Annotated in this window: 20 protein-coding genes and 1 other RNA gene; 2 read left to right on the top strand and 19 right to left on the bottom strand. The window is 70.9% G+C overall.

Annotation, left to right across the window (positions count from 1 at the left end):
• Positions 1 to 38: 38 nt before the first annotated feature.
• The 12 genes from ACFWJX_RS16515 to ACFWJX_RS16570 all read right to left on the bottom strand — a co-directional run bounded on the left by ACFWJX_RS16515 (position 39) and on the right by ACFWJX_RS16570 (position 16,457).
• Positions 39 to 320 (bottom strand): HU family DNA-binding protein, encoded by a 282-nt coding sequence (locus ACFWJX_RS16515; protein ID WP_004000874.1) that lies wholly within the window; start codon positions 318 to 320, stop codon positions 39 to 41.
• Between the two features lie 337 nt (positions 321 to 657).
• A complete protein-coding gene (locus tag ACFWJX_RS16520) occupies positions 658 to 2,073 on the bottom strand; it encodes an NAD-dependent malic enzyme (RefSeq protein ID WP_383242823.1) in 1,416 nt (471 codons plus the stop codon).
• Between the two features lie 324 nt (positions 2,074 to 2,397).
• Positions 2,398 to 4,791: a HelD family protein gene (locus tag ACFWJX_RS16525; RefSeq protein WP_383242826.1), complete on the bottom strand. Its 2,394-nt coding sequence runs from the start codon at positions 4,789 to 4,791 to the stop codon at positions 2,398 to 2,400.
• A 60-nt stretch (positions 4,792 to 4,851) separates the two neighbouring features.
• The gene (locus ACFWJX_RS16530) at positions 4,852 to 5,682 is read right to left on the bottom strand and encodes an anti-sigma factor family protein (protein WP_383242829.1); all 831 of its coding nucleotides are present in this window, start codon (positions 5,680 to 5,682) and stop codon (positions 4,852 to 4,854) included.
• Positions 5,682 to 6,203 (bottom strand): sigma-70 family RNA polymerase sigma factor, encoded by a 522-nt coding sequence (locus ACFWJX_RS16535; protein WP_010039908.1) that lies wholly within the window; start codon positions 6,201 to 6,203, stop codon positions 5,682 to 5,684. Before ACFWJX_RS16535 ends, ACFWJX_RS16530 begins: the two co-directional genes overlap by 1 nt.
• Positions 6,204 to 6,544: 341 nt before the next feature.
• On the bottom strand, positions 6,545 to 7,141 hold the full coding sequence (locus ACFWJX_RS16540) for a CGNR zinc finger domain-containing protein (RefSeq protein ID WP_383242832.1): 597 nt from the start codon (positions 7,139 to 7,141) through the stop codon (positions 6,545 to 6,547).
• 285 nt (positions 7,142 to 7,426) lie between these two features.
• On the bottom strand, positions 7,427 to 8,611 hold the full coding sequence (locus tag ACFWJX_RS16545; protein WP_383242835.1) for a uroporphyrinogen-III synthase: 1,185 nt from the start codon (positions 8,609 to 8,611) through the stop codon (positions 7,427 to 7,429).
• 100 nt (positions 8,612 to 8,711) lie between these two features.
• Entirely contained in the window at positions 8,712 to 10,139 is a 1,428-nt protein-coding gene (locus ACFWJX_RS16550) for a nitrate/nitrite transporter (protein ID WP_383242838.1), read from the bottom strand.
• Positions 10,140 to 10,288: 149 nt separating this feature from the next.
• Positions 10,289 to 11,506, bottom strand: coding sequence for an acyltransferase family protein (locus ACFWJX_RS16555; protein WP_383242841.1), 1,218 nt, complete (start codon positions 11,504 to 11,506; stop codon positions 10,289 to 10,291).
• Positions 11,503 to 13,611 carry a bifunctional polysaccharide deacetylase/glycosyltransferase family 2 protein gene (locus ACFWJX_RS16560; protein ID WP_383242991.1) on the bottom strand — a complete coding sequence of 703 codons (2,109 nt, stop codon included), beginning with the start codon at positions 13,609 to 13,611 and terminating at the stop codon, positions 11,503 to 11,505. The genes ACFWJX_RS16555 and ACFWJX_RS16560 overlap by 4 nt, the downstream gene beginning before the upstream one ends.
• A gap of 523 nt (positions 13,612 to 14,134) precedes the next feature.
• Positions 14,135 to 15,250 (bottom strand): hypothetical protein, encoded by a 1,116-nt coding sequence (locus ACFWJX_RS16565; RefSeq protein WP_383242844.1) that lies wholly within the window; start codon positions 15,248 to 15,250, stop codon positions 14,135 to 14,137.
• A 241-nt stretch (positions 15,251 to 15,491) separates the two neighbouring features.
• Positions 15,492 to 16,457, bottom strand: coding sequence for a LysR family transcriptional regulator (locus ACFWJX_RS16570; RefSeq protein ID WP_383242847.1), 966 nt, complete (start codon positions 16,455 to 16,457; stop codon positions 15,492 to 15,494).
• A gap of 83 nt (positions 16,458 to 16,540) precedes the next feature.
• On the opposite strand from ACFWJX_RS16570, the gene ACFWJX_RS16575 reads away from it, so the two are divergent.
• Positions 16,541 to 17,773 (top strand): MFS transporter, encoded by a 1,233-nt coding sequence (locus ACFWJX_RS16575; protein ID WP_383242850.1) that lies wholly within the window; start codon positions 16,541 to 16,543, stop codon positions 17,771 to 17,773.
• Positions 17,774 to 17,835: 62 nt separating this feature from the next.
• On the opposite strand, the gene ssrA is transcribed toward ACFWJX_RS16575, so the two are convergent.
• From ssrA to ftsE, 5 genes are all read right to left on the bottom strand, one after another.
• Positions 17,836 to 18,224, bottom strand: a transfer-messenger RNA (tmRNA) gene (gene ssrA, locus ACFWJX_RS16580).
• 156 nt (positions 18,225 to 18,380) lie between these two features.
• Complete coding sequence (gene smpB / locus ACFWJX_RS16585; RefSeq protein ID WP_355914001.1) at positions 18,381 to 18,914, bottom strand: SsrA-binding protein SmpB; 534 nt, start codon at positions 18,912 to 18,914, stop codon at positions 18,381 to 18,383.
• 80 nt (positions 18,915 to 18,994) lie between these two features.
• Positions 18,995 to 20,164 (bottom strand): S41 family peptidase, encoded by a 1,170-nt coding sequence (locus ACFWJX_RS16590; protein WP_383242853.1) that lies wholly within the window; start codon positions 20,162 to 20,164, stop codon positions 18,995 to 18,997.
• A gap of 68 nt (positions 20,165 to 20,232) precedes the next feature.
• Complete coding sequence (ftsX, locus tag ACFWJX_RS16595; RefSeq protein ID WP_383242856.1) at positions 20,233 to 21,150, bottom strand: permease-like cell division protein FtsX; 918 nt, start codon at positions 21,148 to 21,150, stop codon at positions 20,233 to 20,235.
• A 36-nt stretch (positions 21,151 to 21,186) separates the two neighbouring features.
• The gene (gene ftsE, locus ACFWJX_RS16600) at positions 21,187 to 21,876 is read right to left on the bottom strand and encodes a cell division ATP-binding protein FtsE (protein WP_067235911.1); all 690 of its coding nucleotides are present in this window, start codon (positions 21,874 to 21,876) and stop codon (positions 21,187 to 21,189) included.
• A gap of 237 nt (positions 21,877 to 22,113) precedes the next feature.
• Here ftsE and ACFWJX_RS16605 point away from each other — a divergent pair, with 237 nt between their 5' ends.
• Positions 22,114 to 22,308, top strand: coding sequence for a hypothetical protein (locus tag ACFWJX_RS16605; protein ID WP_383242858.1), 195 nt, complete (start codon positions 22,114 to 22,116; stop codon positions 22,306 to 22,308).
• A gap of 84 nt (positions 22,309 to 22,392) precedes the next feature.
• Here ACFWJX_RS16605 and ACFWJX_RS16610 read toward each other — a convergent pair whose 3' ends face one another.
• Positions 22,393 to 23,280, bottom strand: coding sequence for a hypothetical protein (locus tag ACFWJX_RS16610; RefSeq protein WP_383242861.1), 888 nt, complete (start codon positions 23,278 to 23,280; stop codon positions 22,393 to 22,395).
• A gap of 304 nt (positions 23,281 to 23,584) precedes the next feature.
• Positions 23,585 to 24,691 carry a peptide chain release factor 2 gene (gene prfB, locus ACFWJX_RS16615; RefSeq protein WP_383242864.1) on the bottom strand — a complete coding sequence of 369 codons (1,107 nt, stop codon included), beginning with the start codon at positions 24,689 to 24,691 and terminating at the stop codon, positions 23,585 to 23,587.
• Positions 24,692 to 24,814: the final 123 nt, after the last annotated feature.

The raw sequence follows: 24,814 nt of genomic DNA on the forward strand, positions 1-24,814 counted from the left end.
CGGCGCCTCGTACGCGTCCCGCGGCGTACCGGTGAGGCCTACTTGCCCTTGGCCGCTTCCTTGAGCTTGCTGCCCGCGGAGACCTTCACGCTGTAGCCGGCCGGGATCTGGATCGGGTCGCCGGTCTGCGGGTTCCGCGCGGTGCGAGCGGCACGGTGGGTGCGCTCGAAGGTCAGGAAGCCGGGGATGGTGACCTTCTCGTCGCCCTTGGAGACGATGTCGCCGACGACCTCGGCGAACGCGGCCAGCACGGCGTCGGCGTCCTTGCGGGTCACCTCGGCGCGGTCGGCCAGCGCGGCCACCAGCTCACTGCGGTTCATGTTCTTACTCCCGTGTTCTTCTTGCCGTTGAGGCGTGCCACGCGGCGGAGCCGCATGTTGGGCACAGCGAAGCCGATGCTGCCAGGGTCTTCGGACAGTCCCCGGACCCGGGTCCCTTGTCAGACCCTCGCGCCCAGACACGCATCCTGCCCCCACCTGCGGCGGGAAAGCCAATCCGGCACCCGCAGGAGTCGTGAGAACACCCTTGGGAGTCACACGAGAAGCGCCACTGACTGGCGGCCTACCATAGATGGCCGTCAGGTGTAAGGGGTTCCACGACGCGCCGGTTTCATGGCCCGTCGTGGCGATCGTCACAACCCCCGCACACGAAGGGGTGTCAGGCGTTGGCCCCCGCAGCCTTGGCGGCCTCCCGGACGGCCCCCGCCACCGCGCCGGCGACCTTGTCGTTGAAGACGCTCGGGATGATGTAGTTCGCGTTCAGCTCGTCCTCGGTCACCACGTCGGCGAGGGCCTTGGCGGCGGCGAGCATCATCTCCGTGTTGACGGTGCGGGACTGGGCGTCCAGCAGGCCGCGGAACACACCCGGGAAGACCAGCACGTTGTTGATCTGGTTCGGGAAGTCGGAGCGGCCGGTGGCCACGACCGCGGCCGTCCGGCGGGCGACCGCCGGGTCCACCTCGGGGTCCGGGTTCGCGAGCGCGAACACGATCGCGTCGTCGGCCATGGCGGCCACGTCGTCGCCGTCCAGGACGTTCGGGGCGGAGACGCCGATGAAGACGTCCGCGTCGCGCACGGCCTCCTTCAGCGTGCCGGTGAGGCCCTCGGGGTTGGTGTTGTCGGCGATCCAGCGCAGCGCCGAGCCGGGGGCCGCGTCGACGAGGTCCTCGCGGCCCGCGTGCACCACGCCGTGGATGTCGGCGACGACGGCGTTCTTCACGCCGGCCGCGATCAGCAGCTTCAGGATGGCGGTACCGGCCGCGCCCGCGCCCGACATGACGACGCGGATGTTCTCGATGGCCTTGCCCGCGACACGCAGGGCGTTCGTGAGCGCGGCGAGGACGACGATCGCCGTGCCGTGCTGGTCGTCGTGGAAGACGGGGATGTCGAGGGCCTCGCGCAGCCGGGCCTCGATCTCGAAGCAGCGGGGGGCGGAGATGTCCTCGAGGTTGATGCCGGCGAAGCCCGGGGCGATCGCCTTGACGATCTCGACGATCGCGTCGGTGTCCTGGGTGTCCAGGCAGATCGGCCAGGCGTCGATGCCGGCGAACCGCTTGAAGAGGGCGGCCTTGCCCTCCATGACCGGCAGGGCGGCCATCGGGCCGATGTTGCCGAGGCCCAGCACGGCCGAGCCGTCGGTCACGACCGCAACGGAGTTGCGCTTGATGGTGAGGCGCCGGGCGTCCTCGGGGTTCTCGGCGATCGCCATGCAGACCCGCGCCACGCCCGGCGTGTAGATCATCGAGAGGTCGTCGCGGTTGCGGATCGGATGCTTGGACTGCATCTCGATCTTGCCGCCGAGGTGCATCAGGAACGTACGGTCCGAGACCTTGCCCAGGGTGACGCCCTCGATGCCGCGGAGCTGCTCGACGATCTCGTCGGCGTGCGCGGTGGAGGTGGCCGCGATCGTGACGTCGATGCGGAGCTTCTCGTGGCCGGAAGCCGTGACGTCGAGGCCGGTGACCGAGCCTCCGTGGGACTCGACGGCCCCGGTGAGCTGGGAGACCGCGGTTCCGCTCGCGGGCACCTCCAGCCGGACCGTCATCGAGTAGGAGACGCTGGGCGCCGTTGCCATGGCCGACTTCCTCTGCTTTCACCTGTGACGCTGGATGCGGTCCGATCGTCGCACCTACTGCCGGGTAGGCGTTAGCCACCCCTGGGTTGCGAACGTTGAGTTCACGACGAAAGAGGCCCACGTCACACGGACGTGGGCCTCTCTCGTCTGTCTATGACACCGACCCGCCATGCTCGCCTCGCGGCAAGTGGTCGCTCGTAGCGACGAAGGTTGGGCCCGGGGGCTTGGATCGAGCCGGTGTCACACCCAGGCTAACAAACGGATCCCGGAAGACCATTCCCGCGCGGGGACCTTCTCGGGAATCGGTCCCCGATCAGTCGTTCATCAGTCCCTCAGGAGATCGGGCACCCCGTTCCCGTCCGGTTCGTCGCGGTCCGCCGAGACGACCGTCAGCTGCTGGGTCGCCCTGGTCAGGGCCACGTACAGCACCCGCAGGCCGGCCGGGGACTCGTCGGCGATCTCGGCCGGCGAGACGACCACCGTCGCGTCGTACTCCAGGCCCTTGGCCTCCAGGCTGCCGAGGGCCACCACGCGGTCGCCGAGTCCGGCGAGCCAGCGCCGGGCCTCCTCGCGGCGGTTCATGGCCACGACGACGCCGACGGTGCCGTCGACCCGGTCCAGGAGACGCTGGGCCTCCGCGCGGACGGTCGCGCCCAGGGTGTCCGTCACCGCCGTGCTGTGCCTTTTGTCCGCTCCCACAAAACGCGGTACGACGCCCGTCGACCGGACCGCGGACGGCGACTCGGCGCCGGGCATCGCCAGCGCCAGCACCTTCGCGGCCAGCTCGGCGATCTCCGCCGGGTTGCGGTAGTTCACGGTGAGCCGGAAACGGCGGCGCGGGCGGCTGCCGAGGGCCTCGTCGCGGGCCTCGGCGGCCTCCTCGGGGTCGGACCAGGAGGACTGGGCCGGGTCGCCGACGACCGTCCAGGTGGCGTGCCGGCCGCGGCGGCCGACCATGCGCCACTGCATCGGCGTGAGGTCCTGGGCCTCGTCGACGATGACGTGCGCGTACTCGGTGCGCTCCTGGGCGAGGCGCTCGGCCCGCTCGCGCTGCGTCTCCTCGCGCACCGGCATCAGCTCCTCCAGGCCGGTGAGCTGGTCCAGCGGGTCGAATTCGCGTCTCTTGCGGGGACGGGCCGGGGCGCCGAGGATCGCCTGGAGCTCGTCGAGCATCGCGATGTCGTGCACCGAGTGGCCCTCGCGCTTCAGCGAGCGGGCGACCTTGCGGACCTCGCCGGGGTTGAGGATCCGGCGGGCCCAGCGCCCGAGCCTGCGCTCGTCGGACATGGCGGCGAGGACCGACTTCGGGGTCAGCTCGGGCCACCAGGCGTCGAGGAACGCGATGAAGGAGTCCTCGCCCGTCACGTCCTCGTCGAAGGAGGAGCGCAGCTCGGCGGCCAGTTCGGGGTCGCTGTGCCGGCCGGACGCGCCGGAGCGTTCCCACAGGGCGTCCAGGAGGAGCTTGCGGGCGCGGGGGCGCAGCAGGTTCACCGGCGCGGTGCCGCTGAGGGCGCTCTCCCGGATCCGGCCGAGGTCCCCGGCCTCCAGTTCCAGCCGCCGCCCGAAGGCGACGACGCGCAGCCGGTCGGGCGTACCGGCCGGGGCCGGAGGCCGCCCGTCGTCGTCCTCCCCGAACGCGAGCTGTCCGGCCGGCGCACTCGGCCGCCCCACGTCGAGCGCCCCGCGCGCCGCCTTCCGCAGCACCTTCAGCATCCGGTACGACCCCTTCGCGCGGGCCACCGCCGGGGAGTCGTACAGGTTGGCCTCCAGGCCGTCGACGAGGGAGCCGATGGCGCGGATCGCGACCTGGCCCTCCTCGCCGAGGGAGGGCAGGACGCCCTCGGTGTACGCCACGAGCAGCGGGGTCGGGGAGACGATCAGGATGCCGCCCGCGTACCGGCGCCGGTCCTGGTAGAGGAGGTACGCGGCCCGGTGCAGCGCGACGGCGGTCTTGCCGGTGCCGGGGCCGCCCTCGACGTACGTGACGGAGGCGGCCGGGGCACGGATGACCATGTCCTGTTCGGCCTGGATCGAGGCGACGATGTCGCGCATGGTGTGGCTGCGGGCCTGGCCGAGGGCGGCCATGAGGGCGCCGTCGCCGATGACGGGCAGTTCCCGGCCGTCGAGGCGGGCCGTCAGCTGCGGGCGCATCAGGTCGTCCTCGACGCCGAGGACGCGGCGCCCCTTGGACCGGATGACCCGGCGGCGGACGACCCGGCCGGGATCGACCGGTGTGGACCGGTAGAACGGCGCGGCGGCCGGGGCCCGCCAGTCGATGACCAGCGGGGCGTACTCCTCGTCGAGGACCCCGATGCGCCCGATGTGGAGCGTCTCGGCGATGTCGGCGGTGTTGTCGGCACGGATGGCGCCCTCGGCGGGCTCCACGGCGGTGTAGGCGCCGTCGGGCCCCTTCTTGCCGTCCTTGCCGGGGAGCAGGTCGATCCGGCCGAAGAGGAAGTCCTCGAACTCGTTGTTGAGGCGGTTGAGGTGGACCCCCGCCCGGAACACCTGTGCGTCCCGCTCGGCCAGGGCACCGGGCGTGCCGACCTGGCCGCGGCGGGCCGCGTCGTGCATGAGGAACTCGGCCTCGTGGATCTTCTCCTCGAGGCGCCGGTACACCCGGTCCAGGTGTTCTTGTTCGACGCTGATCTCACGGTCACGAACTGAGTGGTCCTGAACCGAGTCGACCGCGGATTCCTGCTGAGCCTGAGCGGCCACCGGGCCCCCTTCTGACGTGCTGGGCAGCCGTCAACCGTACGCGAAGGGGGCCGCTGGAGGCTACGGCGCGTCGACCTCGACGAGCTTCTTTCCGTCGAAGGTCATGACCTCGAAGTGGTCGATCTCGTTCGGGGTGAACGCGGCGCCGCCCTGGACGTACAGCGGGTTCTTGGCCTGATCGGTCTTGGCGTTGGGCAGGCCGTAGCCCCATTCCGGGACGGACCAGGACGAGATGGTCTCACGTTCGCCGTTCTTGCCGACGGCGATGAGCGAGCACTTGTTGGGACCCGCCACGTTCTTCAGTTCGACCACGGCCTCGGTGCCCCAGGCCTTCTCGCCCATGGCGACGGTCGCGGTGACCTTGGTGCCCGGGTCGGTGCCCGTGACCTTGTCGGAGAGCGTCTCGAAGGCCGACTTCGCGGGGCTCACGCCCGCCTCGACGCCGGTACCGCCGCTGTCGTCACCGCCGCTGGCCGCCACGGCCACGAGCGGTCCGCCGATGACCAGCGCGACGCCGGCCGCGATCATGTAGAGGCTGCGCCGACGCTTCTGGGCGCGACGGTCCGAGACCTCGACGACGAGCTTCTCGACCAGTCGCGGGCCCGGCCTGGCGGACAGGGACTCTCCGATCGCGGGGGTCCCGGCGCCCGGCAGGTCCGCGAGCGCGGCCAGCATCGGCTCCATCCCGGCGAGTTCGTCGAGCTGCTGGGCGCACCACTCGCACCCGGCGAGATGCGCCTCGAAAGCGGTTGCCTCGGCGTCGTCGAGGATCCCGAGGGCGTAGGCGCCCACGGTCTCGTGTTCGCTCGGGCTCGGAGATCCCTGCATAGATCCCTGCATGGGGCCAGACATACCCGAACCACCCGTTCCGAATCCCCCGTAAACACTCATCACGCCGTCACCCCCCGCTCCTCGAGCGCCAGCTTCATCGACCGCAGGGCATAGAAAACCCGTGAGCGCACGGTGCCGCTGGGTATGCCCAGCGTCTCGGCCGCCTCGTTGACGGTACGCCCCTTGAAATACGTCTCGACGAGCACCTCCCGGTGGGCCGGGGTCAGGTCGTCGAGAGCGTCTGACAGCGTCATCAGCCACAGCGCCTTGTCGATCTCGTCCTCCGCGGGGATGACCTCCAGCGGCGACGGGTCGACCTCCTGCGGCCGGGCCTGCCGGCTGCGGTGGCCGTCGATGACGATGCGACGTGCGACCGTCACCAGCCAGGGGCGTACCGATCCGGTCGCCCGGTTGAGCTGACCGGCGTTCTTCCAGGCACGGATGAGTGTCTCCTGCACGACGTCCTCTGCGCGCTGCCGGTCACCGGCAACCAGTCGCAGGACATACGCAAGAAGGGGTCCGGCATGCTCCCGATACAGAGCACGCATCAGCTCCTCATCAGGTTCCGAGGGCTGGGACATGCGATGTCGGGCCCTCGATCCACGTTCATTGGCCACGGCCGCATCCTTGCGCACGCCCACCTCCGGTGTCCGGGGGTTCCCCCGAGTCGGTCGCTCCCCCACCGGTACGGATGTGGTCCTGCGAGTGTTCAAACCGGAGTGACAGATTTCTGCGGGTTGACATGACAAGGGGAACAACGGGGCACATTCCCACCCCTCTTTCTTTACATTTCCCCCACACGCGAGAAGCCGGGGCGGCTGCCCGGCAACGGGTGAAGGTAAACGGCGTGTAATCGAAATCACTTCGGCAGCGCGGTCACGAACACCCCATAGCGGACAGCCCACTTGGGTGCGCCGAGGGATCAGGCCCGCGCGAGCGCCGCGCGCCGACGGTGCCGGGCGACCCGTTCCCGGTTCCCGCAGACCTCGCTGGAACACCAGCGCCTGCGCCGCCCACGGGACGTGTCGACGTACACGATCGGACAGTTGTCCCCCGCGCACTGCCGCAGCGCCGCCCGCGCGACGGGATCGGTGAGCAACTCCACGGCGTCCCGCGCGACCACCGCGAGCAGCGCCGCACACTCCGGCTCCGCGTCCAGCTCCCGCACGAGCGCCCCGTCCCGCACGCGTACGGCACGGGGGACCGGGGGCGCGGTACGGGCGACGGAGTTGACGTGGGCGAGGGCGGGGTCGTACGCCGACCGCGCTTCGCCGTTGAGCCACCCGGACACCAACTGGCGGACACTGCCGCGCAGTTCCCGGAAGGCGAGCGGCCAGGAGGGGTCGGCGTGGGTCAGCCGGGTGCCGGGCGGCACCAGACCGGACCCGGTGATCCAGGCGCACAACGGCGGCAGGGCGTCGAGGCGTTCGAGGGGGTGGGCGGTGGCGAGAAGGTCCAGGCAGATCCGCCCGGCGTCGAAGCGGAGGTCGTAGGGGGGCGTGCCCGTACCCAGTGCCATGTGCCTGTCACCGCCGAGGAAAGGCTGCGAGGGGAAGCGTCGCCTTTCACAGTGGCGGGTGGGGGCGGTTCGCCGGAACCCCTTGGACGGGGGTGTACTCAGCCACCGGGTGCATTTCGGCCCACCGGGCATGTCGTTCAGCCCGTCCGGGGCCCCTGTCCACACCGGCCGGGCACTTCAGCCCGTCCAGGGTCCCCCCTCTGGGGAGTTCGAGGACGAGGGCCGAACGGCGGGGGTCCGGGGGCGGCAGCCCCCGCGACGCCCACACCAGCCCCCGTTCACCTCTCACCCGTCCGAATACTTCGCGTCGGCGGCAGGGTCCAGCGCCAGCCGGTACCCCCGCTTCACCACCGTCTGGATCAGCTTCGGCGCCCCGAGGGCGGTCCGCAGCCGGGCCATCGCCGTCTCGACGGCGTGCTCGTCCTTTCCCGTCCCGGGCAGCGCCCGCAGCAGATCGGCGCGCGGTACGACCCATCCCGGCCGCCGCGACAGCGCCCGCAGCAGGGACATCCCGGCCGGCGGCACGGGCTTGAGGCAGCCGTCCACCAGCACGGCGTGCCCCCGGATCTCCATCCGGTGTCCGGCGACGGGCAGCGCGCGGGCCCGGCCCGGCAGTTCCTTGCACAGCAGTTGTACGAGCGGTCCGAGCCGGAAGCGTTCGGGCGAGACGGTGTCCACCCCGTGCGCCTGCAGGGGCAGTGCGGTGACGGGGCCGACGCAGGCCGGCAGCACGTCGTGGTGCAGGGCGGCGAGCAGCTCGGGCAGCAGGCCCCGCTCCTCGGCCCGGGACAGCAGCGAGGCGGCGGCGGGCGCGCTGGTGAAGGTGACCGCGTCCAGTCCGCGCGAGACGGCGGCGTCCAGGAGCCGGTCGACGGGCGAGATGTCCTCCGGCGGCATCCACCGGTACACGGGCACGCCCACGACCTCCGCTCCCCCGACCCGCAGCGCCTCCACGAAGCCGGGCAGCGGCTCGCCGTGCAGCTGGACGGCGATGCGGCGGCCCTCGACCCCCTCCTCCAGCAGCCGGTCGAGCACCTCGGCCATGGATTCGCTGGACGGCGACCATTCCTCGGTGAGCCCCGCGGCGCGGATCGCGCCCTTGACCTTCGGCCCCCGGGCGAGCAGTTCGACGTCGGCGAGGCGGGCGATCAGCTGTTCGCCGAGCCCCCAGCCGTCGGCGGCCTCCACCCAGCCCCGGAAGCCGATGGCGGTGGTGGCCACCACGACGTCGGGCGCCTGGTCGAGGAGGTCCTTGGTGGCGGCGAGGAGTTCGCCGTCGTCGGCGAGCGGCACGATCCGCAGGGCGGGCGCGTGCAGCACCGCCGCCCCGCGCCGCTGGAGCAGCGCTCCGAGCTCGTCGGCGCGGCGCGCGGCGGTCACCCCCACCGTGAAGCCGGCGAGGGGCCCGTGCTGCTCGGCGTCCTGGCCGCCCGGGTTGTCGTCCGGTCGCTGCTGTTGCTGCTCGTACATAACACTCGTCCCGCACTGGAGTCGTATGGACCTACATGCCGAGCGAGCCTGCCAATGGTGCGTGACAGGCTCGGTTCGGCTTCATGTCGCCGGTGTTACGTCACACCTCGGCGTAGCTGAGCTGCGACTTCGCCTCGGATGCGGTACCGGAGGCGGTGATCCGCCCGGCCGGGCGGCGAAGGTATACGGCCCAGGTGACCACGAAGCACACGCCGTAGAAGGCGAGGAAGGCGACGAACGCGCCGGTGCCGGAGCCGTAGGAGAGGAAGGACTGGCGGAAGGCGAGGTTGATGCCGACGCCGCCCAGCGCGCCGACGGCCCCGATGAGCCCCATGGAGGCGCCGGAGAGCCGGCGGCCGTAGGCGGCAGCCTCCTCGCCCACGAGCCCCTTCGCGACGGCCTTCGTCTGGAAGATGCCGGGGATCATCTTGTACGTCGACCCGTTGCCGAGCCCGGTGAGGACGAACAGGACGACGAAGACGGAGACGAACAGGGGCAGCGACTTCTGCATGCTGGCGAAGACCAGGAGGGCGGTGGCGGCGGCCATGCCGACGTAGTTGTAGAGGGTGATGCGGGCCCCGCCGTAGCGGTCGGCGAGCCAGCCGCCGACGGGACGGATGAGGGAGCCGAGCAGCGGGCCGATGAAGGTGAGGTAGGCGGCCTGGAGGGGCGTACGGCCGAACTGGTTGGTCAGCACCTGCCCGAAGGCGAAGGAGTACCCGATGAACGACCCGAACGTCCCGATGTAGAGGAACGCCATGATCCAGGTGTGGGCGTCCTTGGCGGCGTCGATCGCGGCGCCGGTGTCGTTCTTCACGGACGCGAGGTTGTCCATGTACAGGGCGGCCAGGATCGCTGCGACGAAGATCAGCGGGATGTAGATCCCGAGCAGCACGCGCGGTCCGCCGCTCGCGCCGATGACGCCGAGGGCGGCCAGCTGGATCACCGGCACACCGATGTTGCCGCCGCCGGCGTTGAGGCCGAGCGCCCAGCCCTTCTTGCGGAGCGGGAAGAAGGCGTTGATGTTCGTCATCGAGGAGGCGAAGTTGCCGCCGCCGACGCCTGCCAGCAGGCCCACCAGGAGGAAGGTGCTGAACGAGGTGCCCGGCTCCATCACCGTGAACGCGGCGGTCGCGGGGATGAGCAGCATCGCGGCGGAGATGATCGTCCAGTTCCGCCCGCCGAAGACCGCGACGGCGAAGGTGTACGGCACCCGGACGACTGCCCCGACGAGGGTCACCATCGAGGTGAGCATGAACTTGTCGGCCGGGGTGAGGCCGTACTCCGGGCCCATGAAGAGCACCAGCACCGACCACAGGGTCCAGATCGAGAACCCGATGTGCTCGGAGAGGACGGAGAACAGGAGGTTGCGGCGGGCGATCTTCTCGCCCTTCGCGTTCCAGAACGCCTCGTTCTCCGGGTCCCACTCCTCGATCCAGTGGCTCCCCTTCTTCGAGGAGACCTTCGAGGAGGCCGAGGAGGCGTTCGGGTCGGTCGGGGGTGCGGGGGCTGTACCAGGGGCTGTCATTGACGCCTCCACGTGCTCCGGGCTCGGGGTGTTTCGCGGGGATGAGCGGTGATGAGTCCCGAAGGTAGGGAGGGCGCGTTTCCGGCCTGTGGCTGTGGGTGACCGGAAGGGAACGTTGCTCTCACCTTGCGCGAAGGCCGGATGAGAGGTCAAGCGCGGTGGGCTCCCGGGCGCCCGTCCGGCCAGAGCCTCGGGTGTCTGCCCGCCGCCAGGTCCTCCACCCAGCCGAAGCAGACGACGCAACCCGCGGTCAGCAGCCAGACGGCCGGCAGCTGGGGCCAGGGGCTCACCAGCATCCAGTGGGCGTCGGTCTCCAGGAAGCCGACGCTCCACAGGCGGTCCCAGAGGGACTCGACGACCACGATGCACACGGTGTGCCAGAGGTAGATCGTCACGGCACGTGAGTTGAGGAGGGTGATCAGGCGGTCCCAGCGGCGCAGGCGGCGGGGCCACTCCTGCCAGGCGGGGCTGAGGTGCAGGAGGAGCAGAACGGCCGCGAAGGACCACAGGGACTGCGCGAACGGCATGTCGTCGAGGTCGTGGCCCTCCTTGAAGTCCTGGGTGGAGGCGTACCAGAGGCCGAGGCACGCGACCACCGGCGCGAGGGAGGGGACGACGTACCGGGGCAGCCGGCGCAGGACGCCCTCCTGGTGGGCCATGCCCAGCAGCCAGCACGCGCCGAACGCACCGAGGTCGGTGAGCGCCGACTCCAGCCGCCAGCCGGGGACCGTGAGTACGCCGGACTCCAGGGCCGCCGACAGCGCGACGGGCGAGAGGATCGTCGGCCACGGTGCCGCCCGCAGGGCGCGCAGCAGCAGCGGGGACAGCAGCACGAACCAGAGGTAGGCACGCAGGTACCACAGGGGTACGCCCACGGCGACCGCCCAGTCCTCGCCGATCAGCCCGTGGATGCCGGGCAGGCCCTCGCCGTACGGCGGCTCGCTCACCGGGAGGATCCAGAAGGCGAGGTGGAGCCACCACCAGACGGGGTGGCCCTCCTCGCTCGGACCCCAGCCGCCCAGCAGCATGCCCGTCACACCCACCGCGCCCAGCAGCCACAGGGGCGGCAGGAGACGGCGGAGCCGGCCGCGGACGACGTCGATCGCGGGGCGGCGGCGCAGGGAGCGGGCCATGAGGTTGCCGGCCAGGGCGAACATCACGCCCATCGACGGGAAGACGACGGGCAGCCAGGCCCAGCCCATGAGGTGGTAGAAGACGACCCGGAAGAGGGCGACGGCGCGGAGAAGATCGAAGTAACGGTCGCGGGAAGCCGGTTTCCGCTGTTTCTCCCGTGCCTCTGCCTCCTCCGTCTCCCGGCCCGCCCCGGGCGGTGTCCGGGTCGGGAGGTCGGAGTGGTGGGTACTCATCGGGCCACCCCTTCTTGCACTTCTTCCACTGCTTCCACGTCCGCGGCGGTCCGCGTCTCCGCGCCGGGCGGGGCCGCCACCTGGCCCATCCGGCGCAGTTTCTGCCAGCGCAGCCGGCCGCCGGTGAGCGCCGTGATCCAGGACTGGAGCAGGACGATGTACATCAGCTGGCGGTAGAGGAGCTGTTGCAGGGGCAGCGAGATCAGCGGGGTCAGCCGCTCCTTGTCCAGGACGAACGCGTACGCCGCGCAGGCCGCCTGGACGGCCAGGACGCCGAACCAGGCCGCGACGGTCCTGCCCGTGGGGCCGAACAGCAGTCCGTAGATCAGGAACAGGTCGATCAGGGGTGCCAGCAGCGGCGCGACCACCATGAACAGGGAGACCAGGGGCAGGCCGACCCGGCCGAAGCGGCCCGACGGGCCCCGTTCCACCAGGGCGCGGCGGTGCTTCCAGATCGCCTGCATGGTGCCGTAGCACCAGCGGTAGCGCTGGGACCACAGCTGCTGCACCGACTCGGGGGCCTCCGTCCAGGCGCGGGCCTTCTCGGCGTACACCACCTTCCAGCCGTCGCGGTGCAGCGCCATGGTGATGTCGGTGTCCTCGGCGAGGGTGTCGTCGCTCATGCCGCCGACCCGGTCGAGGGCGCTGCGGCGGAACGCGCCGACCGCGCCGGGGATCGTCGGCATGCAGCGCAGGACGTCGTACATACGGCGGTCGAGGTTGAAGCCCATCACGTACTCGATGTGCTGCCAGGCGCCGATGAGGGTGTCCTTGTTGCCGACCTTGGCGTTGCCGGCGACGGCGCCGACGCGCGGGTCGGCGAAGGGCTGCACCAACTCCCGTACGGTGGACGGCTCGAAGACGGTGTCGCCGTCCATCATCACGATGAGGTCGTGCCGGGCGTTGGCGATGCCCCGGTTGAGGGCGGCCGGTTTGCCCGCGTTGAGCTGACGCACGACGCGTACGCCCGGCAGGCGCAGGTCCTCGACGATGCGGGCGGTGCCGTCGGAGGAGCCGTCGTCGACGACGAGGATCTCGACCGGGTGATCGCTCCTCACCAGTGAACGGACCGTGCTTTCGATGCACTTGGCCTCGTTGTACGCCGGCACCAGCACGGACACCGGTTCGGTGACCGGTGCGTCGGGGCCCCACACGAAGTCGGGGCGGCGGGTGCGACGGGTGTGCACGGCGGACAGCAGCAGCATCAGGCCGAAGCGGGCGAAGACCAGGACGCCGATGACGGCGAGGCCGACGACGAGGACGCCGGTGAGGTCGTCGGCTGCCGTGATCAGGGCGGTCCACGCCCGGCCCTTCCACAGTTCGAGGCCGGTGACCCGACTGTGCGCGCTGGGCGCGTCGAGGGCCTCGGTGAGGTTCTCGAACGCGTAGCCCTGCCGAGCCATCCGGGGCAGGTAGGTGTCGAGCGCCCGGACCGTCTGGCTGCGGTCGCCGCCCGAGTCGTGCATCAGGACGATCGCGCCCTTGCCCTCGGCGGGCGTGGAGTTGCGGATGATCTCCGTGACGCCCGGCCTGCGCCAGTCCTCGCTGTCGTCGCCGGTCAGGACGGTGAGGTAGCCGCGACTGCCGATGTACTGGGTCACCGGCCAGGTGTTGTTGTCCAGGGCGGAGGCGGTCGCGGAGTACGGCGGGCGGAACAGGGAGGTGCGGATGCCGGCGGCGCCGGTCAGGGCGAGCTGGTTCTGCGTCAGCTCCCAGTCGATGCGCTTCTTCGACTGGTAGGAGAGATCGGGGTGGTTGAAGGTGTGCAGGCCGATCTCATGACCCTCCTCGACCATCCGGCGCACGAGGTCCGGGTAGCGGCTGGCCATCGTCCCGGTGATGAAGAAGACGGCGTGCGCGCGGTGCTTCTCCAGGACGTCGAGGACCTGCGGCGTCCAGCGGGGGTCGGGGCCGTCGTCGAAGGTGAGGACGATCCGGTGGTCCGGTACGTCGATGCTGGTGGCCTGTCCGCCGCGGGTGTCGACGACGGGGCCGCCGTCGAGGATCGCCCGGGGCACCCGGTCGGCGGCGGCGTCGGGGCGGACGCGGTGGTCGGCGAGGACCTCGCTGTGCACGTAGCCGCGCAGCAGGAGCATCCCCATCATCGCGAACAGCACGACGAGCGGCAGCAGATGACGCAGGCGCAGGGGTGGCCGCAGGCGCCTGCGGGCGGCGCCCGCCGAAGCCTCGCCCCCGGCCGGGACCCGTCCGCCCGGTGTACGGCGACCGCGCGAGCGGCCCCGGTTCGAACGGCGGCCTGCCGCGGGCGGCGGCGGTGCGCCGCCCCGCTCGTCGTCGTCCGACGTGAACGGGACCGGCCCTGGGGAGGAGTGTGCGGTGGGTCCGGCGGACCGTCGGGTCGTGCGCCGGCTGCTGCGTGGAGCCATGAGGGACGTTCTTTCGGAGACGAGGACGGGCGGACACCGGGCGGGGACGGCTGTGCCGGCGGGCGGGGCGGGAGGACAGCCGACGGCCGTACGGGGTGGGCCGCGGGTCGGCCGGCCGGTGCGGCGAGAAAGGCGCGACACGGCCGACGAGGCCGGACGACAAGGCCTGACGGCAAGGCCGGACGGCAAGGCCGGACGGCAAGGCCGGACGGCAAGGCCGGACGGCAAGGCCGGACGAAGCTCAGGAGACGGTGCCGGACACCTCGGCCGTGTCGGACGCATCGTCGGGACCGGCCGACGAGGCCGATGACGGGGACGGGGACGGCCCGGGTGAGGAGCCGGCCCCCGGATCGGCACCGGAGGCAGCGGCCGTACCGGTCTCTTCGCCCGGACCGGAGCCCGCGCCCGAGCCGGACCCGCCTACCGTCTCCGACCCCGTGACCGCCGGCTCTGCCGCGCCCCCCGCCACCACGGTGCCCGCGCCTCCCGCCGGGGAGGGCTGGGGCGGCGGGGTGGGTTCCACGCTGACCGGCGGGGACGGCTCGACCGGCGGCGGGGACGCGGCGGGGCTGCTCGGCACCGGGAGCGAGGGCTCACTGGTGAGGACCGGGCTGGGCCGGCCGGATTCGCTGGGCAGCGGAGGCCGCGGGGCGGCGACGGACACGCTGGGCAGGACGGCGGCGCTGCCCGAAGCGCTGGGCGCCGCGCCCGTCCCCGACGGGACCGACGCGGGCCCGGAGGCGGTGTAGCCGGGGAGGCCGGGCGCCGCGAAGTCCGGCGGCGTCGGGGTGACCGAGTAACTGGGCTCACCGGAGGTGTCGACCTGGCCGGCCGGCTCGTCGTCCTTCTGGCCCGGCACCGGCAGCCAGGGCGCTCCCGCGTTCCCGGACAGGAGCGTGCCGACGATGACGACGGCGTAGGCGGCGCAGGCGAGTCCGACGGTGATGCCGATCCGCCGGAAGGTACGGCCGCGGCGGCCGGACTCGTCGACGAACACGGGTGCGTCGGAGGCGTCCGGGCCGTCGCCGCGCCTGCCCGTCGTCCGGTGCGGGGAGTCGAGCTGGACGGTCACCTCGTCGGGGTCGTTGCGCTCCGCGTCCGTGCCGGGCAGGGCGACGGACCGTTCGTCGGCCTCCTCCCAGGGGTCCCGGAGTCCACCGCTCGACCGTTCGTTTTCGGAAAGGATGTGCGAAGGCGACGGCTCACCTTTTTGCCCTGATCCGTCCTGATATCCGGGTAATGCTCGGCCCTCCGCGTCGAGGCCGGCATCCGGGAGCGCGTCCCGGTCACCCTCCCCCGACCCGCCCCTCACGGGCTGCCGTACGCCGTCGGGAAACACCTGGGTGTTTCCCTCCACGGCCGGTACGTTTCCGGTCGGCGACGCCGCTTCCGGCCACTCCGGTTGGGCATCTTCCCGCCAATTCTTCACGTGCGCGTTTCCCCCCACGGGACACCACGGGTCGGTTGCTGGGTGCGCCCGAGACCGCGAGCACATGCCGGTGGAACCGGGCCCCCACCCGGTCAGCGCGCCCCCAATGACCCCAGCGTGCTCAGGGCGACGAATCTAGCGCAGGCGGGATGCCCATGTGTGCGATGTCTCATTTATGGGTAGACGCCATGTTCATGTCGATGGCCGGAATCCATCCCTCGACGGGACGCTCCAGCCACCCCTCCGCGAACCCGAGTTCGACCGCTGCACGGCGCAGAACATCGAGCGCCGGATGGACCAGCCCCTTTCGCCACACCAGCGACACGGGGGACAAAGGGACCGGGTCGACGAGCGGCCGCAGCACCGCTCCGGGCATGGCCGGAAAACCTACTGCCGCGAGGATCGGAAAGGGGTCTTTTGCCATGATCCGCCGGAACTCCTCCTCCCCCACGGCGAGCGGCACGGGCGGCGCGACCTGGATGCCACGCCCCTCGAACAGGAGTCGGGCGAGGTCGGTCCACTCAGGGGTCCGCGGATTTCCCGCGCCCGCGTACACCCGCTCCCCGGCCAGTGCGGACAGCGGCACCTCGTCCGCCGACGCCAACGGGTGTCCCTCGGGCAGCAGCACCGCCATCGGCTCGTAGCGCACGAGCTGGTGGTCCAACTGGGCCCGCAGTACCGGGTCCAGGCCCGCGTACCGGCCGAACGACACGTCCAGCCGGCCCGCGACGATCTCCACGGCCGCGCCGGTCAGGCCGCTCTCGAAGCGGGCCATCAGCTCGTGCTCGGGGGCGAGTTCACGGGCCCGGTGCAGCACCCGGCGGCCGGTGGCAAGCCCCGGGGAGTTGAGGTCCACCAGCAGCGGGCGGGCCGGGCCGAACGCGGCGAACAGGTCGTCCAGCGCGCGGAGCACCTCGCGCGCGTGGGGCACCAGCCGCTCGCCGTCAGCGGTCAGCGTCACCTGCCGGGTGGTCCGCAGGAACAGTTCGGCACCCAGCTCGCGCTCCAGCCGCCGTACGTCCCGGCTGAGGGCCTGCTGGGCGACGTAGAGGCGGGCCGCGGCGCGTGTGAAGTGGAGTTCCTCGGCGACGGCGAGGAACGCGCGCAGCAGGCGGGGGTCGAGGTGAGCCGGCATCCGGCGAATTTACAACGCGGTGGCGTGAATCGGCTCCGAACAGGTGTTGGACCCCATGATCGTCCTCGGGCGACGGTGGGCGCATGCCGCGACCGAACCCCTACCGCCGTCTCTTCACCGTCCCCGGTGCCCGCGCCTTCACCGCCGGGAACCTCATGGCCCGCCTGCCCATGGGCATGTTCAGCGTGAGCGCGGTGGTGATGATCGCCGACACACGCGGCTCGTACGCCCTCGCCGGTGCCGTCACCGCGACCGGGCTCGCCGCGACCGCGCTGGTCGCGCCCTGGACCGCACGGCTCGTCGACCGGTACGGGCAGGCCCGGATCGCCGTACCGGCCACGCTGGTCGCGGTGCTCGGCAGCCTCGCGCTGGTGGTGTGCGTGCGCCAGGGCGCCCCGGACTGGACCCTGTTCGCCGCGTACGCCGCCACCGCGACCACGCCCAACACCGGCGGCATGTCCCGCGCCCGCTGGAACCACCTCTTCCGGGGCGACCCGGCCGCCCTGCACACCGCGAACTCCTTCGAACAGGCCGCGGACGAGCTGTGCTTCATGCTGGGCCCGGTCCTCGCGGCCTTCCTGTGCGGCACGTTCTTCCCGGAGGCGGGCACACTGACCGGCGCGGTGCTGCTGGTGACCGGGATCCTGGTGTTCGCCGCCCAGCGCGCGACCGAGCCGCCGCCCCGTCCCGGTGCGGCGGCCGGGTCGTCACCGCTGCGCGCGCCCGGCGTCCTGCCGCTCCTGGTCTGCTGTCTGGCACTGGGGGCGGTGTTCGGGGCGACGGAGGTCGTCACGATCGCGTTCGCGGACGCGCGCGGGCACGCCGCGGCGGCGGGCGTGGTGCTCGCGCTCCAGGCGGCCGGTTCGTGCGCGGCGGGGCTGGCGTTCGGGGCGGTGCGGCCGGTGGGACCGGCCGCGCGCCGGCATCCGTGGAGCGTGGCCGCGATGACCGCCCTGCTGACGCTGCCCCTGCTCGCCGCGGCCGTCGCCGGTTCGCTGCCGCTGCTGGCCTGCGCGCTGCTGGTGGCCGGGATGGCGACCGCGCCGACGATGGTCACCACGATGGCACTGGTCCAGGAGCGCACGCCCGAGGGCCGTCTCAACGAGGGCATGACCCTGGCCGTGACGGGCCTGCTCGGGGGCATCGCCTGCGGCAGCGCGGCCGGCGGCTGGGTCACCGACCACGTCTCCCCGGCGGCGGGCTACGGCATACCGGTGCTGGCGGCCGCGACGGCCCTGCTGATCTCCCTGGCGGCGGTCCGGCGGGCCGAACCGAAGACGCCCGGCCGGGAACACCCGGCCCCGGCCGAATCCTGAGGGCAGCGGAAAACAGAGAACCCCGCCTCCCTGAGGGGGCGGGGTTCTCTCTTCACATGGGGTGGTGGAGATGGCGGGAATCGAACCCGCGTCCAACGGTGCAGAATCAGGGCTTCTCCGTGTGCAGTTCGCTGCGATTTTCTCGGCCCCGGCGATCACGCGAACAAGTCGCCGACGGGCCCAGTCACTGTTTGATTTCCCATCGAACCCCGTGACCGGGCTCGATGGTTTAGTCCCCTAGATTATGCCAGGATCCGGGTCGGGAACACTCCCGGGCTGACACCCATTAAGGGTCCTTCACTCACTGCTTATTAGGCAGCGAGGGCGAAGGACTGGGAATCGCTCTTGGAATTGGCGATTATTTTTTGCGACATATGGTTAACGAGATCATTGCCGCTTCCTCGACACGCTTCCCCTGCTTCAACAGCCGCTGTCGAAACCGATCATCCCCATGTTGATTTTTCAATGCCCCCGAGGGGGCGGCTCGTCCCCGCTGTGGAGGACTGTCGCCATCGTACGTGACCAACGCACCGCGATGCCAGCCTATTCCCGGCGGCCGACCGGCCCCGACCTCGCTGGGCCGCCACCGGGTCCGCTATCGGGTCCGCTACTCGGCTGCCCGCTGCTTCCGCTTGGCCGCCGCGATCACGCGGTCCGACTCCCGTCGGTCCTGCTTCTCCCGCAGGGTCTGACGCTTGTCGTACTCCTTCTTGCCCCGCGCGAGCGCGATCTCCGCCTTCGCGCGGCCGTCCTTGAAGTACAGGACGAGCGGCACGATCGTGTGACCCGTCTCCTCCGACTTCGACGCCAGCTTGTCGATCTCCTCGCGGTGCAGCAGCAGCTTGCGCTTGCGGCGCGCGGAGTGGTTGGTCCAGCTGCCCTGGCTGTACTCCGGGATGTGCGCGTTGTGCAGCCACGCCTCGTCGCCCTCGATCTGCACGAAGCCGTCGGCCAGCGAGGCACGGCCCTGGCGCAGCGACTTCACCTCGGTGCCGGTGAGCACGAGACCGGCCTCGTAGACGTCGATGATCGCGTAGTCGTGCCGGGCCTTCTTGTTCTGCGCGACGATCTTGCGCTGGCCCTTGGTCTTGTCCTCGGCCGGCTTGCCCTGCTTCGGCTGGGACTCCTTGGGTACGTACATTGCCTTGTTCATAGTCCGGCCATTTTCGCACCTGCGGGGCCCTTGAGGGAAAGCCGATTACGAGGGGCGTGACCGGACGCTCACGAAGCGTCCCCGAGCCCGCTCAGCACGGTCTCGGCCCGCTCCAGGGCCCCGTCGTCCGCGTCCAGGTCCGGGGTGACGCCCGTACCGTCGACGCTCCGGCCGGAGGGGGTGCGGTAGTGGCCGACGGTCAGCTCGGCCACCGAACCGTCGGGCAGCCGGCTCGGCATCTGGACCGAGCCCTTGCCGAAGGTGCGGGAGCCGACGACGACCGCCCGGCCGCGGTCCCGCAGGGCGCCGGTGAGCAGCTCGGCCGCGCTCATGGTGCCGCCGTCGACGAGCGCCACCAGGGGGCGCGTGGTGTCGCCGCCGGAGTCGGCGTGCAGGGCCCGCTGCTCGCCGTCGACGTCGTAGGTGGCGACGAGGCCGCCGTCGAGGAAGACGGAGGCGGTGGAGACGGCCTCGGTGACCAGACCGCCCGAGTTGCCGCGCAGGTCCAGGACGACCCCGGCACCGGCCGGGGCCGCGTCGACGGCGGTGCGTACGGCGCGGCCGGCGCCCTTGGTGAACGCGGTGATCCTGATGACGGTGATGCCCCCGGCGAGGGTGCGCACGGTGACCGAGTCGGTGGACAGACGGGCCCGGCGCAGCGTCTCGGTCCACGCGCGCGTGCCCCGCTCCAGGCCGAGGCGGACGGTCGTGCCGGCGGCCGCGTCGGTCGCGTCACCGCGCAGCAAGGAGACGACTTCGGTGACCGGACGTCCGTCGACGGCACTTCCGTCGACGCTGCGCAGCCGGTCCCCGGCGCGGACCCCGGCGGCGGCCGCGGGTGACCCGGCCTGCACCTTGGTGACCTCGATCCGGCCGTCGCGCTCCCGCCGAGCCTCGAGGCCGACGCCGGTGTACAGGCCGTCCAGGGACTCCGCGAACTCCTCGTACTCGCCCTCGGAGTACACCGCCGCCCAGCGGTCCCCGCTGCGGCTCACGGCACGTTCGGCGGCCTCCAGGGGCGATTTTCCGTCGGCCATCGCTTCCTCGGCGGCCCTGGTCACGGCCTCGGGGGGGCTGATGGGAGCGGTGGCGCGGGCCGCTCCGGACGCGGACTTGCCGCGGTTGTCGGGCAGCGAGCCGGTCGCCGCGCCCGCGACGAGCACACTCGCGAACACCAAGGTCAGAGCCGCCCCGCGGCCGAAGCGGCGGGACGAACAGAGCGGTTCGCGGCCTGACATGGCGGTGAGTCTAGGGGAACGCGAAGGGGCCGTACGGTCGCTTGACCGTACGACCCCCTTGGCATGCGTCACACCTTCAGGTACTTGCGCAGCGCGAAGAACGCGGCAAGCGCGGGCATCAGCAGGCTGGTGGCGAGGATCAGCGGAAGCTTCGTCAGCACCGCATCCCAGCCGATGAAGTTGATCAGGGTCAACTGATCGGCCAGGGCGAGTCCGTGGTCGATGAGGAAGTACCGGGCGAGCACCAGGAATCCGCAGGCGACCCCGCCGCCGATCAGCCCGGCGACCGCGGCCTCCGCGATGAACGGCGCCTGGATGTAGAAGCCCGATGCGCCGACCAGGCGCATGATCCCGGTCTCGCGCCGCCGGCTGAACGCCGAGACGCGCACGGTGTTGACGATCAGCATCAGCGCCACGACGAGCATCAGCGCCATCACCGCGCGGGCGGCCCAGTTCATGCCGTTCAGCAGCTTGAAGAGGTTGTCCAGGATGCCCTTCTGGTCCTGCACGGACTGCACGCCGTCCCGCCCGTCGAAGGCGGTCGCGACGACCTGGTACTTCTCCGGGTCCTTGAGCTTGATCCGGTACGACTCCTGCATCTGGTCCGGCGTGAGGGAGGCGGCCAGCGGGGAGTCGCCGAACTGCTCCTTGTAGTGCTTGTAGGCCTCGTCCTGCGACTCGTACGTCACCGAGTCGACGACCGACATCTTGCCGAGGTCCGACTTGATCTGCTTCTTCTGGTCCTCGGTCACCGCGCCCTTGGCGCAGTTGGGGTCCGACTCGGCGTCGCTCTTGTTGCAGAGGTAGACCGAGACGTTGACCTTGTCGTACCAGTAGCCCTTCATCGTGCTGACCTGGTCGCTCATCAGGAGCGACCCGCCGAACAGGGCGAGCGACAGGGCGACGGAGACGACGACGGCGAACGTCATCGTCAGATTGCGACGGAGACCGACACCGATCTCGGACAGTACGAACTGGGCGCGCATGGCGGGTTGTTCAAGCCTTTCCGTGGACGGTGGCGGTCAGTGCTGGTAGCCGTAGACGCCGCGGGCCTGGTCGCGGACGAGACGGCCCTTCTCCAGCTCGATGACGCGCTTGCGCATCTGGTCCACGATGTTCTGGTCGTGCGTCGCCATCACCACGGTCGTACCGGTCCGGTTGATCCGGTCCAGCAGCTTCATGATGCCGACGGAGGTCTGCGGGTCGAGGTTGCCGGTGGGTTCGTCCGCGATCAGCAGCTTGGGCCGGTTCACGAAGGCCCGGGCGATCGCCACCCGCTGCTGCTCACCACCGGACAGCTCACCGGGCATCCGGTCCTCCTTGCCGCCCAGCCCGACGAGATCGAGCACCTGCGGCACGGACTTGCGGATCTCGCCACGGGACTTGCCGATCACCTCCTGCGCGAAGGCGACGTTCTCGGCGACCGTCTTGTTGGGCAGCAGGCGGAAGTCCTGGAAGACCGTCCCCAACTGGCGGCGCATCTGCGGCACCTTCCAGTTGGACAGGCGCGCGAGGTCCTTGCCCAGCACGTGCACCTGACCGTGGCTGCACCGCTCCTCACGGAGGACCAGCCGCAGAAAGGTGGACTTTCCGGAGCCGGAGGACCCCACGAGGAACACGAACTCGCCCTTCTCCACTTCCAGGGACACATCCCTGAGTGCGGGGCGGGTCTGCTTGGGGTAGACCTTGGAGACATTGTCGAATCGGATCACGGATGCACCACGGGTCGCCGGGGGTAGATGAGCGTGACCATACGCGAACCGGGGAGGCGTGCGCAGGCAGCGGTCACGGTTGTGTGCGGCTTGTGCGTTTTTGTACGGCCACTGCCCTGTGAGGCAGCTCCCGCCGGGACCCCGCGCTGAATCCCGCGGAACCTGGCAGAGTGGAGGGGAACGTTTGCGTCACAGCGGGCGTTGTGTCTGTGGAACCGGTGCAAGGAGGGCGAGCGCATGACGTACGACCGGCTGGTGTGCGCTAACTGCGCCGCGCCCGTGAGCGAGGGCCGGTGCAGGGTGTGCCGCGCGAACCGCGAGCGGCTGCAGCAGGACAACAACTTCTTCGCGGGACTGAACCCGATGGCGCTGATCGCGCTGCTGGCGGTGCTGGTGGCAGCGATGGCGCTGCTCGCCCACCAGACCGCGTAGCCCCCGTACGACGCCGAAGGGCCCGGAGCTTTCCAGCTCCGGGCCCTTCGCGCGTACGTCACGTGCCGGTGCGGCCGCCTACCGTCAGGCAGCAGCCCCGCCGCGGCCCTCCGCGAGACGCGGAAGCACACGGAAGCCGATGCCGCCGACGATCATCGTGGCAGCGCCGATGATCAGGAACGTGGTCTGCCCGGCGCCGGTCTCGGCCAGCTCCTTGCCACCACCCTGGGCGACGTTGTCGGAGGCCGCGTCCGAGGTGTCGGTCAGCGCGGAGCTGCCGGCCTCCTGAGCGGCGGTGCCGTCGGGAGTGGTGCCGGAACCTCCGGTGGTGGAGCCGCCGGAGGTGGTCGAGCCGCCACCGGTGGTGGAACCGCCGTCGGCGGAACCGCCGGTGGTGCTGGAACCGCCGGTGCTGCTCGAACCGCCGGTGCTGTTCGAGCCACCGTTGCTGCTCGAGCCACCGTTGCTGCTGGAGTTGCCGTTGGAGCCACCGTTGCTCTGGTCGCCCGAAGCAGCGGCACCACCGGCACTCTGGTCACCGGACGCAGCCGCGCCACCGTTGCTCTGGTCGCCCGAAGCAGCGGCACCACCGGCACTCTGGTCACCCGAAGCAGCGGCGCCACCGACCGAGGCAGCGCCACCGACGGAAGCAGCGCCACCGACGGAAGCGGCACCACCGGTGCTCTGGTCACCGGACGCGGCGGCTCCGCCGACCGAAGCGGCACCGCCGACGGAGGCGGCACCACCGACGGCGGCCGTGCCGGGCTCCTCGTCGTCACAGTCGGGGTCGGCGACGATGTCGCAGATCGGGTCGTCGCCGGGCTGCTCCCCGTCGAGCGTCTCGACGAGCCCGCTGAGGCCGCCCTCGTTGGAGTCGGCCGAAGCCACGCCCGCCACCGTCAGCGAGGCGCCCGCGGCGATCACTGCGCCCGCGGCGATGCGCGCGATACGGACGCGCGTCTTCTTGGTCATATGGTCGCTACCCCCAGTAGCCGAAATCGTCGATGAGGCCGCGTCCGGGGCGGTGATCGACGGGGGTAGCCAGAAGTGCTGAAGTCCCCCGGTTCACATGCGCCCCAGAGATACGCATGCCAGACTGCACCCTTCCCATTTTTCATAGCAACGTCAAGGCCGTTGCGCACGCAATGTCCAACTCGGCACCCTTTGCCGGACATTGAAGGTGTGAGTGTGATGCAAAACCCAGACATGCCGGGAAGCGCAGGCAAACGAAAAGGCAACTACCCCCATCGCGGGGACAGTTGCCTTGTCGACAAAGTTACTTCTCCTGCTGCTTGCGCCAGCGAATGCCGGCCTCCAGGAACCCGTCGATCTCACCGTTGAAAACGGCCTCGGGGTTGCCGACCTCGAAGTCGGTGCGCAGGTCCTTGACCATCTGGTACGGGTGCAGGACGTACGAACGCATCTGGTTGCCCCAGGAGTTGCCGCCGTCGCCCTTGAGGGCGTTCATCTTCTCCTGCTCCTCCTGGCGGCGCCGCTCGAGCAGCTTGGCCTGGAGGACGTTCATCGCGGAGGCCTTGTTCTGGATCTGCGACCGCTCGTTCTGACAGGAGACGACGATGCCGGTGGGGAGGTGGGTCAGCCGGACCGCGGAGTCGGTCGTGTTGACGCCCTGGCCACCGGGGCCGGAGGAGCGGTAGACGTCCACCCGCAGCTCGGACTCGTCGATCTCGATGTGGTCGGTCTTCTCGACCACGGGCAGGATCTCGACGCCCGCGAAGGAGGTCTGGCGGCGCCCCTGGTTGTCGAAGGGCGAGATGCGCACGAGCCGGTGCGTGCCCTGCTCGACGGAGAGGGTGCCGTAGGCGTACGGGATCTGCACGGCGAAGGTGGTCGACTTGATGCCGGCCTCTTCGGCGTACGAGGTCTCGTAGATCTCGGTCTTGTAGCCCTTCTGCTCCGCCCACCGCAGGTACATCCGCTGGAGCTTCTCGGCGAAGTCGGCGGCGTCGACGCCACCGGCCTCGGCGCGGATGTTGACGAGGGCCTCGCGGGAGTCGTACTCACCGCTGAGCAGCGTGCGGACCTCCAGTTCGTCCAGCGCCTTCTTGACGGAGACCATCTCGGACTCGGCCTCGGCGCGGGCGTCCGGGTCGTCTTCCTCCTCGGCCATCTCGAACATGACGGAGAGATCGTCGATCCGGCCGCGCAGGGCGTCGGCCTTCCTGACCTCGGCCTGGAGGTGGGACAGCTTGCTGGTGATCTTCTGCGCCTCGTCCGGGTTGTCCCACAGGGACGGCGCTGCCGCCTGCTCCTCGAGCACGGCGATGTCTGCCCTCAGCTTGTCGAGGTCCAGAACGGCCTCGATCGACTCCATGGTCGAGGAGAGGGACTTGAGCTCTTCGGATACATCGACGACTGCCACCCCTCCAGCGTAACGGCTCCGCCAAGCGACCAACGCCTCTCAGCCCGTCCGGCGTCTGAGGACGCGGCCCCTTCAGGGCCGCAGCGGGGGTCGGGGAGCGGCAGCCCCCAGGTTCGGGACGGG

Source organism: Streptomyces sp. NPDC058335 (assembly GCF_042723915.1).
Taxonomy (GTDB): domain Bacteria; phylum Actinomycetota; class Actinomycetes; order Streptomycetales; family Streptomycetaceae; genus Streptomyces.